The following is a 13,090-nucleotide window of genomic DNA, read 5'->3' as shown; positions in this document are numbered from 1 at the left end:
CAGGCATTAAGCCTGCCAATATTTATGCCACAGATGGCTGCACGGCCTGCGATAAATTTGCTACAATCCCCGCCTGTTTTTTCTCCCTATATTCAAGGTTACGGCTAACAGCATGTTTGAAGTTAATCCGGTGTACAACAGCATTAAAGATCTTACTGAACGCACTAACGTGCTTCGGGGGTATCTTTGACTACGATGGCAAAAAAGAACGCTTAGAAGAAGTATCACGCGAGCTGGAAGATTCGGCAATCTGGAATACGCCGGACAAAGCCCAGGCGCTGGGTAAAGAGCGGTCTGCACTGGAGCAGGTAGTTGGCACCATTGACAGGCTGGATCGTGGCCTGGAAGACGTAGAAGGCTTAGTTGAGCTGGCAGTAGAGGCAGAAGACGAAGACACCTTCGAAGAAGCCAAAACCGAACTGGCCGAATTAGACAAACAGCTGAGCCTGCTGGAATTTCGCCGGATGTTCTCCGGCAAACATGACCAAAACGACTGCTACCTGGACATTCAATCCGGCTCGGGCGGCACCGAAGCGCAAGACTGGGCCAGCATGTTAATGCGTATGTATCTGCGTTGGGGCGAAGATAAAGGCTTTAAACCGGAACTTTACGAAGTAACCGACGGCGATGTAGCCGGTATTAAAGGCTGCACCATTAAATTTAGCGGCGAATACGCCTACGGCTGGTTGCGTACTGAAACCGGCGTGCACCGCTTAGTACGTAAAAGCCCGTTCGATTCTGGTAACCGCCGCCATACCTCGTTTGCTTCGGTGTTTGTTTCGCCCGAAATTGACGACGATATCGAAATTGATATCAACCCGGCCGATTTACGCATTGATACCTACCGCGCCTCGGGTGCCGGTGGTCAGCACGTAAACCGTACCGATTCAGCCGTGCGTATTACCCACTTGCCCACCAATATTGTGGTGCAGTGTCAGAACGACCGCTCGCAACATAAAAACCGCGACAACGCCTACAAGCAACTGCGTGCCAAGTTATACGAGTTCGAGCTGCAAAAGCAAAATGCCGAGAAGCAAGCGCTGGAAGATACCAAGTCGGATATAGGCTGGGGCAGCCAAATTCGCTCTTACGTGTTGGATGACTCGCGCATTAAAGATTTACGTACCGGTATCGAAACCCGTAACACCCAGTCGGTGTTAGACGGCGATCTGGACAAATTTATTGAAGCCAGCTTAAAAGCCGGGCTGTAATTGTTACTTAACTAAAACTTCGACCTCAATCAGGAAACACACTATGTCTGACCAACAGCAACCACAAGAAGAAATTCAGGACGTAAATAAACTGATTGCTGAGCGAAAACACAAGCTGGCGCAATTACGCGAAGACGGCTTTATGTTTCCGAACGACTTTCGCCGTGCGCATATCTCTGACGAAGTGCTGGCAAAGTACAACGATTTAAGCAAAGAAGAGTTAGAAGCGCAGAAAATTGAAGTAAGCCTGGGCGGCCGGATGATGACGCGCCGCATTATGGGTAAAGCCAGCTTTACTACACTGCAGGATATGGGCGGCAAGTTCCAGGTGTACGTTGCACGCGACAGCCTGCCAGAAGGCCTGTACAACGAGCAGTTTAAAAAGTGGGACTTAGGCGATATCTTAGGCGTTAAAGGCCACTTATTTAAAACCCAGACCGGCGAGCTGACGGTATGGGCGACTGAAATCCGCTTATTAACCAAAGCGCTGCGCCCGCTGCCGGATAAATTCCACGGCTTAACCGATAACGAAGCGCGTTACCGCCAGCGTTATTTAGACCTTATCTCAAACGAGCAATCCCGTCACACCTTTTTAGTGCGCAGCAAAACTGTGGCTTACATCCGTAAATTCTTCAGCGAAGAAGGCTTTTTAGAAGTAGAAACGCCTATGCTGCAGGCGATCCCTGGCGGTGCCTCAGCGCGGCCGTTTGAAACGCACCATAATGCGCTGGATATGCAGATGTTTTTACGTATCGCGCCTGAGCTGTATTTAAAGCGTTTAGTGGTTGGTGGCTTTGAAAAAGTGTTCGAGCTTAACCGTAACTTCCGTAATGAGGGCGTATCAACCCGCCACAACCCGGAATTTACCATGCTGGAATTCTACTGGGCTTACGCCGATTACAACGACCTGATGGACTTAACCGAAAAGTTATTCCGTGGTTTGGCGCAGCATGTGCTGGGCAGCACTGAAGTGCCGTATCAGGGCGAAGTATTCGACTTTGGCAAGCCGTTTGCGCGTATGTCGGTAACGGAATCCATTTTGCATTACAACCCGGAGATCAGCAAAGAGCAGTTAGCCACGCGTGAGTCGGTAGCGGCACTGTGTAAAACATTGCACATTGAAGTAAAAGACAACTACGGCCATGGCCGCCTGTTAATGGAAGTGTTTGACGAGCTGGTAGAAACCAAGCTGCGTCACCCAACCTTTATTACTGAGTACCCGGCAGAAGTGTCACCACTGGCGCGCCGTAACGACCACAACCCGGACATTACCGACCGCTTTGAATTTTTTATCGGCGGCCGCGAGCTGGGTAACGGCTTTAGCGAGCTTAACGACGCTGAAGATCAGGCCGAGCGCTTCCGCGAGCAGGTAGCACAAAAAGACGCCGGTGATGATGAAGCCATGTTCTACGATGATGACTTTGTAACGGCATTAGAGCACGGCTTGCCACCAACAGCAGGCCAGGGCATTGGTATCGACCGTCTGGTAATGTTACTGGCCGACGCCGCCTCAATCCGCGACGTTATCCTGTTCCCGCATATGCGTTTGCACCACGACAAGTAACTCTTGCAACTGATGAAAAGCCAGGCTGAAGCCTGGCTTTTTGCATTCTGACACCCGGTAAAGATTACTGATAGTGGGTAACTTCTACAGTTTATACAGTTGTTTTACCGCGCTGAAAAAACAATAAAAGTTTAATAAGCGTCTGTTTTAATTATTTTATTCTATACTGGTATGGCCATTGCATTTACCTTATTGGCATATTGCAGCATTTTGCTGCTTTTCTCGTGTTAACCAAGGAGACATATTATGGCTACTTCACAAAGCGCTACAGCTCAGGCTACTGGTACTAACAGTGGTTTAAATTCACCGGTAACAACCAAAGCCAGTGAAGCCGCGCATCACGCAGTTGATGCCATGGCAGTAAAAGCCGCAGCGGCAGAAGATACATTGCGTAAAACCGCAGCCAGCTCGCAGGAAACTCTGGCGCATAAGCAGGAAGAAATTAAACAGCAACTACAAAGTACTTACAGCAAAACACATCAGTTGGCGGCGCAAAACCCATTAGCAACAGCTGGTATTGCTTTTGTTGCCGGTATGCTGGTTACAGCTTTGCTGCGTCGCTCTTAAGGTTGCCGCATGCAAAGCCGCGAAGCTTCCGGGGCGCCTTCAGTGGCGCCAGGCCACGCTGCTGAGCAACAGCAGGCCATATCAGAGCCGGCTAAACCGCAAAAGCCACTGGCCGAACAAACATTAGACCAACTGGCAGAAATGGCAGCCCTGAGTTTGTCGGTGAAGCAGCGTTATATTGGCCAGGTAAAGCTGGCCGGTAAAACGGCTAAAGCAGAATGGCAGCTAACTGCGCGCAGTCTCACTGTTGCTGCAGCACTGGTGGTGTGCTTTGGTGCTGGCATGATTTTACTCTGGGGTAGCATTTTGCTGTTACTGGGGTATATGTTGTTGCAGCTTACCAGTTCAGTGTTTATTACCGCAGCAGCGTTACTGTTGTTGCAGTTTGCGCTGTTGTTCTGGTGTTGGCGCAGTTTGGGCCATGTGTTGTTGCAGGTAGGCTTTGCACATACCTGGCAACAAATACGCCGTCTATTTTTTGCAGCTGAAGAGGAAGGCAATAATGCTGATTGATCAGTTACTGGTAGAGCAGCGGCAGAAAGTAGCCGCTCTGGCAGAGCAAGGGCGGCAGCAACAAAAGCTGTTGTTGGCTGAAAACTGGTTGCTTGGCCAGCGGGCTAAATCTTTTATTGGTTCGGCGCCTGGCTTAATGCTTAGCTTTAGCGTTGGTTGTTTATTTCAGCTACGGCATAACAGTGCGGTAAAACTACTGCGCAGTGTTGTTGGCTTTCGCTGGATAACAAAGTGGCTTTAGCAGCACTGTATGTTAGTAGCACTGTATGGCTGAACCGCCGTTAAGCCCCACCCGGTTGCGGCATTACGCCTCTACCAATGCAATGAAGCTGTTAGCTGCATTGGCGCTCGCCTATACCTTTTACTTTTGCCGCAGCCTTATATTGCCTTTGCTACTGGCTGGCCTGGTGGCATTATTTGCCAGCCCGGTTGTACGTACCTTAAGCAATAAATGTAAAGTACCCAAGCCTCTGTCAGCAGCTCTGGTAATGATGTTACTGGTAATGCTGCTGGGATACAGCATCAGTTTATTATACGAACCGGCAGCGCAATGGCTGCAACGCTTGCCACTGCTTGGTACCAAGCTTGCCGAACACGTTGAAGGCATCACCGATTCTTTAGATATGCTAAAAGAGAATGTGTTGCCGGGCGGCTCGTCTAAAGAGTCTTTAAAAAATGCGATGGGTTCAGGTTTGCTGCCGGTATTGTCAATAATGGCAGAGACAACAGCAATGATGCTGTTCCAGCTGGCTGCCATTTTGATGCTAACTTATTTCTTTCTGGTTTTTGGTGATACGCTGCTACGCAATATGGTGCGGGCGCGGCCTTCGCTTAACGCCAAGAAAAACCTGCTGTCGATGTTTCATACCATCCGTGATGATATCTCGCGCTATGTGCTGGTAGTCAGCGCCATTAACATTCTGTTGGGGTTAACCACGGCATTAGTATTTTATCTGTTAGATGTGCCCGATCCTCTGCTGTGGGGCGCATTGGCCACTATTCTTAATTATGCGCCTTATCTTGGTCCCTTCTTGTTAACCATATTGCTCACCGGTGTTGGTTTTATTGAATACCAGCAACTAAGCCAGGTGCTGCTGTTGCCGGGCGTATTTTTGCTGCTAAATATCATTGAATCACAGCTTATTACGCCGTTAGTGCTGGGTAAGCGTTTTAATATGAACCCGCTACTGGTAGTGATCTGGATGTTTATCTGGGGCTGGATCTGGGGCGCAGTAGGGGTATTAATCGCCATTCCGCTACTGGTATGCCTGAAAATTATTGCCGGCCATCTGAACATAGCGCCAAACTGGTTAATACTGCTGGACGATAAAACAGCCAGCTGACACCTCGGCCATATGCCACTTTAACTTAGCCCTCCTGTTACTAACCTCTCTAACTGGCTGAAAATATTTAGCTTATTTTTTGTTCAATTTTATTTATGCCAACTACTTGCGTTTATACTGTGTACCGCCTAGTATTTTACTGTGCGCCACACAGTATGTGTTGCACAGTATAGGAAGCAAAAGTTATGACAACTGCACAACTGGATAAAATGCGGCTGGAACTGCGCCGTGGCGTGCTGGTGCTGGCGGTACTGGCATCATTAAAGCAGCCGCATTATGGCTATTCGTTGCGTAAGCAACTGCAGGATGGCGGCATTGATATTGACGAAGGCACCTTATACCCGCTAATTCGCCGTCTGGCCGAGCAAGGCCTGCTGGACAGCGAATGGCAGCAAGGGGAGGGGCGTGAGCGGCGCTACTATCAATTGTCAGAGCTGGGCACACAATTGCTTAGCCAGCTAACGGACGAGTGGCAGCAACTTAATAATTCTCTGAGCAATTTGCTGGGCACAGCATCACAGGAGACGAAATAATGGAACTGGTTAAACGTTATATCGCTGCGGTGCAGCGCGAATTACCCGAGGCAAAGCGCGACGAAATTGGCCGCGAGTTAAACGCCAATATTATGGATCAACTGGATATGTTGTCTGAGCAGCGAGGCGAGCTGGCTGACACTGATATTGCCGCAGTATTAAAGCAAATGGGCCACCCGCGCACAGTAGCGCAGCAGTTTGTACCGCCGCAGCCGCTGATTAGCTTGCACTATATGCCAGTATATCAGTACACCTTGCTTATGGTACTTGGCATTTTATTTGTGCTGCAGGTAGTTGGCAGTACCAGTGCCTGGCTGGCAGGTGATTTTGGCTTGTTGTTGTACATTAAAAGTGTCGCCAGCGGTTTTATTAAAGATGGTTGCTTTGCTTTTACTGCCATTACTATTACTTTTGCGCTGATGTCAGCGGATACCGCTAAGGCCATTACTTCGCAAAACGATAACTGGCAGCCGCAGCACTTACCGGCTGCGGGGCACAGCTGGCAGCATATTTCACTACAGGATATTTTTACTGATCTGGCAACCTATGCTTTTTTGCTGGTAGTGATCTGGTATCCGTTATGGCAGTCCCCCGAAGAGCTGGCACAAAGAAGTATTACGTTGGCTGAACCAGTGCGGCAATTTTTACTATGGTGCAGCCCACTGTTACTGGCTGGTATTGCGCTTAATATCACGCAACTGAAACTACGGTTATGGAGTCGTCGTATGCAGTGCTTTAATGTTCTGTTAAACAGTGCACTGGTTATTATATTGCTTTATCTGGCAGCCAATGGACCGCTTTTACAGATTAATGCCCAGAACTGGCCCGGCGTCTTTGCTTTGGAGCAATTACAAGGTGCCATGATCTGGGGCTTGGTTATTACAGCCTGTTTCCCGGCTTATGAAGTACTACGCGATAGTCGCCGGTTATGGCTATCCCGCCATTAACAAGGCAGTAATACCTTGTCAGTAATACTGTGGCCGCCAACTTTTGTACTACAGGCGGCCACTATTTAGCAGTCCGATAATTAAACCGGCAAAACCAGCGCCACAGCCCGCCAGCATGCCAAAAGCGCACCATAGCTGGTTTTTCCGATACGCCGCATGGCCTTTTTGCTTTAGTTGCGGTGCCAGCAGTTGCCACACTTTAACGTTAAACCATAGCAAGCCTGCTATAAAAACGGCAAAAGCTGTTATTGGCCCCCAAGCGCCGCGGGTTAGCTCATAACCCGCTGTTAGCAACAGGCCGCAACACAGCACCCAGGCAATGGTTTGGTTACGCAGCTTAATTAACAGCTGTTTTTGCTCAGTACTGCTGGCACGTTTTATTGGCTGGTGCATACCGGCAATAACCCCCACTACACCCGCTATAGCACCCAGCATAGCGCCACCTAGCAACATAGCTATTTTGCCAAAGCCGCTGCTGTGGCTGGCAGCTGTTGTTACAGTAGCGGCGGCTAGCGGCGGGCTTGCCAGAGTGAGTGTGCTGCAAATAGCTGCGGTTAACCCCAGGCCGGGGGCGGTGGTAAGAATAAGCCTGCCATATTTGGCCAGCAGTTGCTCTTTTAGCCGTTCACGCACCCGTTGCAGTTTTTTACGTACATTACTTTCGCTTAACCCCAACAGCTCTGCCACCTGCTGGCTATTTTGCTCTTCACGGTAAAATAGCAGTACAATCTCGCGGCTATCTTCAGGTAACTGGCTGATAAAATCTGCCATTATGCGGTTCTGTTGCGCTTTGGTTAAATCATCGCTCAGTTCAGTATCGCTGGCAAATTCTGCCAGCACGCTATCGGCTTCATCGCCCCTTAACTGGCTGGTTAACTTATTGTCACGCAGGTAGTTAAAGGCGCGGTAGCGGGTGATCTGGCGTACCCACGGCAAAAAGCTGGCCGGGTTTTGCAGCGCAGTTAACTGCTGCCAGATATGAATAAACACCTGCTGGGTAATATCTTCGCTGGCATCTAAATCTTTAACAATGGCCAGCGCTATACTGCTAACACTACGCTGGCACTGCGCTATCAGGCGCTCAAAGGCACTGATATCCCCTAACTGTGCTGCAGTAAGATCAGGAATAAGCTGTTGTTCTGTAGTTGAAATGCTCATGCTGTTTAGTCCTTTAAAGCCTCTGTAATACGCCGGGTTAGCCAGTCTGGCTGATCCAGCATAACAAAATGCCGCGCTTCACGGTTAAACTCAAGTGTGGCATTGGCAATAGTAGCAATTTGCTGTTGATACAAAGCATTGGCAGCTGTGAGTTCTGCTTCACTACGCATAGAGCCACCGGCACCAATCAACAGGACTTTGCTTTTAATGTGATGCACTTGCGGGCGCAGATCTGTGGTTAGCAGTTCATACACGGCCTGGCCTACACTGCGGGCATCTGATGCTGCAGCCATAGCAATAACCTGCTGTTGATGTAACTCTGACGTCGCCTGAATTTGTACACTCTGAGTTGCCATATTAGCAAGCTGTGCTGAGTTCATTCCCTGATACAAGGTTCTGAAATACTCTGCCTGTGGTGTTACTTGCGCTACTGTTGTACTGCTATCGCGGCTGAATACCGGAGCCAGATACGGCAGCCCGTCTACCGCGATGATAGTACCGATGCTGTCGGGAGCACTGCTGGCCAGATAAAACGCCATAAAAGCACCTAAACTATGGCCAACAATAGCGGGCTTTGTCAGTTGCTGTTGGGCAATATACTGCAGTAATTCGTGTTTTACGGTGGGCAGTAAGTCACCATCAATGGCAGTTGTACCGGCAAAACCAGCAATGCTGATTAAATGCAACTGATACTGTCCGGCCAGAGCTTCAGCGGTTGGCTGCCACACTTCACGGTGAGACATCAACCCCGGTATCATCAGTACCGGTTTACCGCTGCCAATCACCTCAACATTAAAGCTTTCAGCAGCTTTGCTGCTAAAGTTGGCTGCCAGCATACCGCCGACAATAGTTAATGAAATAGCAAAGTGAGTCCAGAAACCGGTTTTTTGTTTCTTGTTGTTATTTGGCGTGCTGGTTTTCATATTGTTGTGCATAAAAATTCCTTAGTAAGTGTTGAGTAACATTACTAAGTACCGCCAGCACAATTTGCTGTGACAAAAAATGTGAAAAATATTTTTTGCGGGGAAACTGGAGCGGGTGGCGGGAATCGAACCCGTGTCTAAAGCTTGGGAAGTAGCGGGCATCAGTTGAGCTATATTGTTATAGGCAGTATGCTGGCGGTAAACCAAAGCGGAGTATTCAAATGTTAAATATTCAGATAGATAACCCTGTTCTGGAAGCAGATCTAAAGCAAGCATTTGGCGACAACCCACAATCGGTTGCCCGCGCTTTTGCTGAGTTCGTGCAGGCAAAGCGCATTGGTGATGATATTAAAGAATCTGTTACCCAGTTAGAGCAGGGGCAGGCAATCAAATCTACCGAAGTGTTTAGCAGCATTCGCGCTAAATATGAGTAAACCTGAGCTGGTTTTTTCGCCCAGAGCCAGCGAGCGCCTTGCGCAAATAGCAGCACACCTGTCTGATCAGGGATTATCAAATGCTTTTATCATTAAGTATTTAAATCAATTTGAATTGTGGTTAGAGAAAGTGCTTCTTGAGTTTCCCGATTCAGGGATACCAATGGCGGAATATGGCTCTGAAATAAGAAAAATTTGCTACAAAAAATACAGCTTTGTTTACCGCGTAACAGCCACACAGATTGAGATTTTGACTGTTTATCGGGAAAACCTGCCGTAAAACTGGAGCGGGTGGCGGGAATCGAACCCGTGTCTAAAGCTTGGGAAGCTTTCGTTCTACCATTGAACTACACCCGCAGCACATCATAGTGTAAAGCAGTCGCTAAATTACTGTAATGCTGGTGTGCCCGTCAACTGCCGGAAAATACTTTTCTATTTGTACCTGTTACGTTAAGGTGTGTTAAGCCTGCGACAAACTTCAGGGAGATGAAGTGCTTAACAAAAGATTGTGGTTTATCGAGCTGATAGCCTGGTGGGAAGGGCGCATAGCCAGCAGCCATCTTATTAAACAGTTTGGCATCAGCCGCACCCAGGCGCAAAACGATATTGCCTGTTACCAGAGCCTGCAACCCAACAACCTGCAGTACCACGCCAGCCATAAAGGTTTTTTGCCGCAACAGAGTTTTGTACAGGCTTATATTTCCGGCGATGTAGTGGAATACCTAAACTGGGTAAGCCATAAGGACGCCATTACCGACATTAGCACCGTTTTACCCTACACCACGCTGGCGTTACCCAAACGCCTGGTAAGTGCAGAAATTATCCGCGTGTTGGTTAGCGCCATCCGTCAGCAGCGCCGGGTAGAGGTAGACTACGTTTCGGTAAGTAACCCCGATCGCCAGGGCCGTATTATCGTGCCACATCATTTTGTCAGCACCGGCCTGCGCTGGCACCTGCGCGCTTTTTGCGAAAAATCAAACCAGTATCGCGACTTTGTATTAAGCCGCTTTCGCGGCGTGCCGGATCTACTGAATAAAACCAGCATCAGTGCCACGCAAGATAAAGGCTGGAATACACAACTGTGCTTAGAATTTCAGCCCGACCACCGCCTCAAGCCAGCCCAGCAAGACGTACTGGCCCACGACTATCAAATGCGACACGGTAAACTGCACATTCACACCCGTGCGTGTTTAGCCCAGTACGTACTGCAGGAAATGCAGGTAAATATCCGCGACATTAACATCAGCCCCGAAGCCCAGCAGCTAGTGCTTACTAATATCGACGCGGTAACTCCCTGGTTATTTGAAGAGAAATCATAAGTTTATCAAATACCCGTACAGTGAGTTTACAGGTGTTTTTGTACAGTGTTGTGCATTTAGGGGATGGGGGTAGAGTGGTGATGTTGACTGTAGGGAGCCTAGCATGGAATACATAGCTCACCCGGCTAAAACCGGTTTTGTTCATCAAAGTGTTAAGACGCATCTTACGGAAGTTGGTGTGTTAGCTGCCAGCTATGCCGGAAAAATCGGCCACGATCAGGCTGGTGCTTTAATTGGACTTTTGCACGATTTCGGTAAGTACAGCAAAGCATTCCAGGATTATATGCAGCTTATTATCCGTGAATTGGGCGCTAATTATGATCCCGATCTGGATGACGTTGATTCAAAAAGTCTGAAAGGTAAGATTGATCATTCATCCGCCGGTGCGCAGTGGGTTTTTCAAAATTTACTTCCGATTGCGCTTAAAGCATTTCCTGACAGAAATTCTACAGATCAAAAGCTGGCTACTGCCGTAGTGCAAATTTTGGCGTTGTGCATTGCCTCTCACCACAGTGGCTTGATTGATAATTTGCCTTCAGAAAATGGTGCGGGTTTCCTTGCCAGAATAAAAAAGCCAGATGAGCAAACTCATTTAAAGGAGTGTGTCCAGGTTGTTGACGCTGAAGTTATTAGCTCGGTCGAAGCTATAGCGACAGCTGAATTTATTAAAGATATGGTCAATAAATTTAAGCCAATAGTATCAACAGATTTATCTAATGGCAGTGATATCGTCGCAGCGTTCAATCTTGGTTTTTACACCAGGTTTTTGTTTAGCAGCCTTATTGACGCGGACAGGGTAAACAGTGCTGATTTTGAAAATCCGAATTACAGCCAGCACCGCCATTTAAAACCAGATTGGACATTGGCTTGCCAACGTATTGAAACCTTTGTTACTACCCTTAAAACCAGAAATACCGTTGATGAGATACGCAAGCAAATCTCAGATAATTGCTTAAAACGCGCTATTGATGCGCAGGGTATCTACAGCCTTACAGTTCCTACTGGTGGCGGCAAAACCTATTCCAGCTTGCGTTTTGCTTTACACCACGCCAAAAAACATCAACTGGACCGGATTTTTTATATTATTCCCTACACCTCAATTATTGAACAAAACGCTGAGGCGATAAGAAATGTATTGCAGCGTGAGGATGACTCAAGACCATGGGTGTTAGAGCATCACTCAAATTTGGAGCCGGAGCAGCAAACCTGGCATAGCAAGTTGGTGAGTGAAAACTGGGACGCGCCTATCGTGCTCACCACTATGGTGCAGTTTTTGGAAACCTTGCTAAGCGGTGGTACCCGTGGTGTCAGGCGGTTACATCAACTGGCCAACAGTGTGATCGTATTTGATGAGATCCAAACCCTGCCAGTTAACTGCATTCATTTGTTTAATAACTCGCTTAATTTTCTGGCGGCGCATTGTAAAACAACGGCGGTGCTTTGCACCGCAACACAACCGTTGTTACATCAGGTCCAAAATGAACATAAAGGTAGGCTTCACCTGCCTGCAGACAATGAACTTATGCCTGATATAGACGAGTTGTTTCAGCAGCTAAAACGGGTAGAGATCCTGGACAAAACAACAGTCGCGGGCTGGTCTTTAGAGGAAATCACCGCTTTGGCGCTTGAGCAACTGCAGTTAAAACAAAGCTGCCTGATTATCGTAAATACCAAAAATTGGGCACAGGCGCTGTTTAAATCTGCACAACAAACACAGCAAGTTGATACAGAAGCCTTAATCCATCTTAGTACTGCGCAGTGTCCGGTACATCGTAAGCTATTACTTGCTAAGGTGCGGCAGCGTTTAAAGGCCGGTTTGCCGGTACTGTGTTTTAGTACCCAATTAATTGAGGCCGGGGTCGATGTGGATTTCGCGTCTGTTATCCGTTTTCAAGCTGGGCTGGATTCTTTAGCACAGGCCGCTGGCCGCTGTAATCGAAATGGCAGGCAACAGACTGCACAGGTTTATGTCGTTAACCCAGACAAAGAAACCATTGATTTACTGCCAGACATAAAAGTAGGGCGTGATACCACAAAGCGTATATTTAACGAGTTTAAAGGGCAGGATTTCCTAAAGCCTGAAGTAATGCAGCAGTATTTTCAGTACTACTTTTTTGATCGCAGTAAAGAAATGAGTTATCCACTTAAAGCAACAGCTACAAATGGCGCTAATGATTTGCTTAACCTGCTAAGCGTTAATGCACGAAACCCTTATGGCAATACACCGCTCACCTTGCATCAGGCTTTTATGACAGCAGGTAAAGCCTTTAAAGCGATAGACGCTCCCACACAATCACTAATAGTTCCGTATGGTGAAGGTAAAGCGCTGATAACAGATCTTTGTGCTGTAAACAAAAAATTTGATGCGGCTAATTATTACCAATTGCTGCGCAGGTCACAGAAATACAGCGTTAATCTCTTTCCAAATGTCTGGGAAAAACTTCAGCAGCAGAAAGCTATTTACGAGATAGCTGATGGGGAGGGGGTCTACTACCTTGATGAGCGGTTTCACAGTGAAGATTTTGGTGTCTGTACAGAACCTTGTGCAGAGCAGCATAACTTTGTTTTCTAATTGAAA

The 13,090-nt window shown here is 47.8% G+C and carries 14 protein-coding genes and 1 tRNA gene; 12 read left to right on the top strand and 3 right to left on the bottom strand.

Annotation, left to right across the window (positions count from 1 at the left end; genetic code table 11):
- Positions 1-112 precede the first annotated feature (112 nt).
- The 8 genes from prfB (at position 113) to M2404_RS00840 (ending at position 6,678) form a co-directional block, all read left to right on the top strand.
- Positions 113-1,211 (top strand): peptide chain release factor 2 gene (gene prfB, locus M2404_RS20315; protein WP_405047766.1). Its coding sequence is split into 2 segments (ribosomal slippage): positions 113-187 and positions 189-1,211, totalling 1,098 coding nucleotides; the frame shifts between segments, so codons are not numbered across the junction.
- Between the two features lie 43 nt (positions 1,212-1,254).
- Positions 1,255-2,775: a lysine--tRNA ligase gene (gene lysS, locus M2404_RS00870; protein WP_259237621.1), complete on the top strand. Its 1,521-nt coding sequence runs from the start codon at positions 1,255-1,257 to the stop codon at positions 2,773-2,775.
- A gap of 246 nt (positions 2,776-3,021) precedes the next feature.
- Positions 3,022-3,342, top strand: a complete 321-nt coding sequence (locus M2404_RS00865; RefSeq protein WP_259237620.1) for a DUF883 domain-containing protein — start codon at positions 3,022-3,024, stop codon at positions 3,340-3,342.
- Between the two features lie 9 nt (positions 3,343-3,351).
- Positions 3,352-3,855 (top strand): hypothetical protein, encoded by a 504-nt coding sequence (locus M2404_RS00860; RefSeq protein WP_259237618.1) that lies wholly within the window; start codon positions 3,352-3,354, stop codon positions 3,853-3,855.
- Positions 3,845-4,096: a hypothetical protein gene (locus M2404_RS00855; protein WP_259237617.1), complete on the top strand. Its 252-nt coding sequence runs from the start codon at positions 3,845-3,847 to the stop codon at positions 4,094-4,096. The genes M2404_RS00860 and M2404_RS00855 overlap by 11 nt, the downstream gene beginning before the upstream one ends.
- A gap of 25 nt (positions 4,097-4,121) precedes the next feature.
- Positions 4,122-5,198: an AI-2E family transporter gene (locus M2404_RS00850; protein WP_259237616.1), complete on the top strand. Its 1,077-nt coding sequence runs from the start codon at positions 4,122-4,124 to the stop codon at positions 5,196-5,198.
- Positions 5,199-5,383: 185 nt separating this feature from the next.
- Positions 5,384-5,731, top strand: a complete 348-nt coding sequence (locus M2404_RS00845) for a PadR family transcriptional regulator (protein WP_215396495.1) — start codon at positions 5,384-5,386, stop codon at positions 5,729-5,731.
- Positions 5,731-6,678, top strand: a complete 948-nt coding sequence (locus tag M2404_RS00840) for an HAAS signaling domain-containing protein (RefSeq protein WP_259237613.1) — start codon at positions 5,731-5,733, stop codon at positions 6,676-6,678. The genes M2404_RS00845 and M2404_RS00840 overlap by 1 nt, the downstream gene beginning before the upstream one ends.
- A 48-nt stretch (positions 6,679-6,726) precedes the next feature.
- On the opposite strand, the gene M2404_RS00835 is transcribed toward M2404_RS00840, so the two are convergent.
- Entirely contained in the window at positions 6,727-7,836 is a 1,110-nt protein-coding gene (locus M2404_RS00835; protein WP_259237611.1) for an RNA polymerase sigma factor, read from the bottom strand.
- A gap of 5 nt (positions 7,837-7,841) precedes the next feature.
- On the bottom strand, positions 7,842-8,771 hold the full coding sequence (locus tag M2404_RS00830; protein WP_259237610.1) for an alpha/beta fold hydrolase: 930 nt from the start codon (positions 8,769-8,771) through the stop codon (positions 7,842-7,844).
- 209 nt (positions 8,772-8,980) lie between these two features.
- On the opposite strand from M2404_RS00830, the gene M2404_RS00825 reads away from it, so the two are divergent.
- Together M2404_RS00825 and M2404_RS00820 are read left to right on the top strand one after the other, a co-directional pair.
- Entirely contained in the window at positions 8,981-9,193 is a 213-nt protein-coding gene (locus M2404_RS00825; RefSeq protein WP_259237608.1) for a hypothetical protein, read from the top strand.
- Complete coding sequence (locus M2404_RS00820) at positions 9,186-9,473, top strand: type II toxin-antitoxin system RelE/ParE family toxin (protein ID WP_259237605.1); 288 nt, start codon at positions 9,186-9,188, stop codon at positions 9,471-9,473. Before M2404_RS00825 ends, M2404_RS00820 begins: the two co-directional genes overlap by 8 nt.
- A gap of 3 nt (positions 9,474-9,476) precedes the next feature.
- On the opposite strand, the gene M2404_RS00815 is transcribed toward M2404_RS00820, so the two are convergent.
- Positions 9,477-9,550 (bottom strand) — tRNA-Gly (locus M2404_RS00815).
- A 134-nt stretch (positions 9,551-9,684) separates the two neighbouring features.
- On the opposite strand from M2404_RS00815, the gene M2404_RS00810 reads away from it, so the two are divergent.
- Both M2404_RS00810 and cas3 read left to right on the top strand, forming a co-directional pair.
- Positions 9,685-10,512 (top strand): WYL domain-containing protein, encoded by an 828-nt coding sequence (locus tag M2404_RS00810; protein WP_259237604.1) that lies wholly within the window; start codon positions 9,685-9,687, stop codon positions 10,510-10,512.
- Positions 10,513-10,615: 103 nt separating this feature from the next.
- The gene (gene cas3, locus M2404_RS00805) at positions 10,616-13,084 is read left to right on the top strand and encodes a CRISPR-associated helicase Cas3' (RefSeq protein ID WP_259237603.1); all 2,469 of its coding nucleotides are present in this window, start codon (positions 10,616-10,618) and stop codon (positions 13,082-13,084) included.
- Positions 13,085-13,090: the final 6 nt, after the last annotated feature.

The sequence above is a fragment of the Rheinheimera pacifica genome (assembly GCF_024809855.1).
GTDB lineage: Bacteria > Pseudomonadota > Gammaproteobacteria > Enterobacterales > Alteromonadaceae > Alishewanella > Alishewanella pacifica_A.
This window is presented reverse-complemented; position numbering and strand designations above follow the sequence as displayed.

Bases quoted from the DNA above. Each gene is read 5' to 3' on its own strand.
- M2404_RS00850 (WP_259237616.1), top strand. From the start codon at position 4,122: ATGGCTGAACCGCCGTTAAGCCCCACCCGGTTGCGGCATTACGCCTCT.
- M2404_RS00825 (WP_259237608.1), top strand. From the start codon at position 8,981: ATGTTAAATATTCAGATAGATAACCCTGTTCTGGAAGCAGATCTAAAG.
- M2404_RS00830 (WP_259237610.1), bottom strand. From the start codon at position 8,771: ATGCACAACAATATGAAAACCAGCACGCCAAATAACAACAAGAAACAA.
- M2404_RS00840 (WP_259237613.1), top strand. From the start codon at position 5,731: ATGGAACTGGTTAAACGTTATATCGCTGCGGTGCAGCGCGAATTACCC.
- cas3 (WP_259237603.1), top strand. From the start codon at position 10,616: ATGGAATACATAGCTCACCCGGCTAAAACCGGTTTTGTTCATCAAAGT.
- M2404_RS00835 (WP_259237611.1), bottom strand. From the start codon at position 7,836: ATGAGCATTTCAACTACAGAACAACAGCTTATTCCTGATCTTACTGCA.
- M2404_RS00820 (WP_259237605.1), top strand. From the start codon at position 9,186: ATGAGTAAACCTGAGCTGGTTTTTTCGCCCAGAGCCAGCGAGCGCCTT.
- M2404_RS00845 (WP_215396495.1), top strand. From the start codon at position 5,384: ATGACAACTGCACAACTGGATAAAATGCGGCTGGAACTGCGCCGTGGC.
- M2404_RS00860 (WP_259237618.1), top strand. From the start codon at position 3,352: ATGCAAAGCCGCGAAGCTTCCGGGGCGCCTTCAGTGGCGCCAGGCCAC.
- M2404_RS00865 (WP_259237620.1), top strand. From the start codon at position 3,022: ATGGCTACTTCACAAAGCGCTACAGCTCAGGCTACTGGTACTAACAGT.
- M2404_RS00855 (WP_259237617.1), top strand. From the start codon at position 3,845: ATGCTGATTGATCAGTTACTGGTAGAGCAGCGGCAGAAAGTAGCCGCT.
- lysS (WP_259237621.1), top strand. From the start codon at position 1,255: ATGTCTGACCAACAGCAACCACAAGAAGAAATTCAGGACGTAAATAAA.